General features: G+C 34.7%; 1 protein-coding gene. It reads right to left on the bottom strand.

Translation table 11 applies throughout. The features are described 5' to 3' along the window. Nucleotides 1–168 precede the first annotated feature (168 nt). Nucleotides 169–849, bottom strand: coding sequence for a hypothetical protein (locus tag CHI06_RS30170; RefSeq protein WP_179292832.1), 681 nt, complete (start codon nucleotides 847–849; stop codon nucleotides 169–171). Between the last annotated feature and the right edge of the window lie 640 nt (nucleotides 850–1489).

The following is a 1489-nucleotide window of genomic DNA, read 5'->3' on the forward strand; positions in this document are numbered from 1 at the left end:
CTATCCTGCCCCTTTAGTTGAATAAGAAAATCAATTACAGGATTTAACAGAGCCCTATAAAATTTACAAAGAGTGGTTTACTTTAAGTACATTACTTACAATCTGTTACCTTAGTAAACAAAAAGGCGAGACTTTGTTAATGATCGCCCAGGTAAGTTCAACCTATAATCACTTATAAAACCTTGAAGTAATCATGCCATCTTTTGTCCAGTAATCCGCTTTTATCGTTGCCAGCTCTGGTCCGTCATAGCTATTGTCCAAAATGCTTCGGTCTTCCAGCTTCGTTATTAAAGAGTTGTATTCAGCAGTTGGATTCTGTCCTGAGCCATTTACGTCAAATGTGACTCTGTAACATGTCGGATAAGTACAATTCATTGTCGAACCGTTAGCCGCTGGCACTTCGTCGCCATTTTTGTACGTCTCGATTGTGTACTTAGGAAGGTCTTTCACATCATCAAGGTGTACGACTGCTACTAAATTTTCAGCTTCCTTCTTTGCTTCTTCTTCTGCTTTGGCTTTAGCTTTAGCTTCTGCTTTAGCTTCTGCTTTGGCTTTAGCTTCTGCCTCAGCTTTTTCTTTTGCTTCACGTGCTGCTATTTGTTCTGGAGTCTCTTTCTTAACTTTTTCTTGTTTAGCAGGCTTTTCGCTTGTTGAAATGGTTTCCGTATCGTCGGAAGTGGCACCTATTAAAATAATGCTAAGTACCATTACAGCAAAAGATCCACCCATTAATTTAAAGTTTCTCTTTGCTTTTCCATTCTTTTTTACGAGTGAAACAAGACCCAGAATAGGAAATACAATAATACCAACTACTGAAGCAACTAATAAAAAACCTCCGAATAATGCCAAACTTTTTCCCCCTACTTTTTATTTATTTACATTATTAGAAATAAAAAATATCACTAAAGAATCTTATCATGGTACGACACGTTTAATGATTCTATAAATCTTCATACCTTGTTAAGTAACACTTAAAATTATTCAAATGTTTACTTACTGTCCAGTAAATGGTGAAATTATCATTGTGCAGATTGGGAAGTAATGGGTAAAAAATGTACAAACTAAATAGCTGAAGAAAGAATAAAAAAAGTGAGACTTTTCAGCCACTATTCAAATTAATTTTCCCTTTGAATTCTTCCGTAATTTGGTAATCCTAGTTAATTTAACCTGCACCGTTACTTGAATAAGAAAAAGCGATCCTTCGTTTTTGAAGCATCACACCTGTTAGCTTTAGATGAAAAAAGGATAGTCACAAGAACCTTTACTCTTCAACTTGCCACCTTTTGGTGAGTAAGAGAATGATTTTTTTAACGTTTTTCTATTAAATTTATTGGACTGGACTAAATCAATGAAATGCAGCATGGTCTATTTGTGCCTTTATGAATTTCTTCGTGCGCTTCTCTAAATTCATCAGAATAATTAGATTTTTTAATATCTATTAGGATTTACAACCACCGAAGAGAGATTTCTCACTCTTGAATAAAAAAAA

Origin of the sequence: Bacillus sp. 7884-1 (assembly GCF_002272245.1) — a bacterium.
GTDB lineage: Bacteria > Bacillota > Bacilli > Bacillales > Cytobacillaceae > Neobacillus.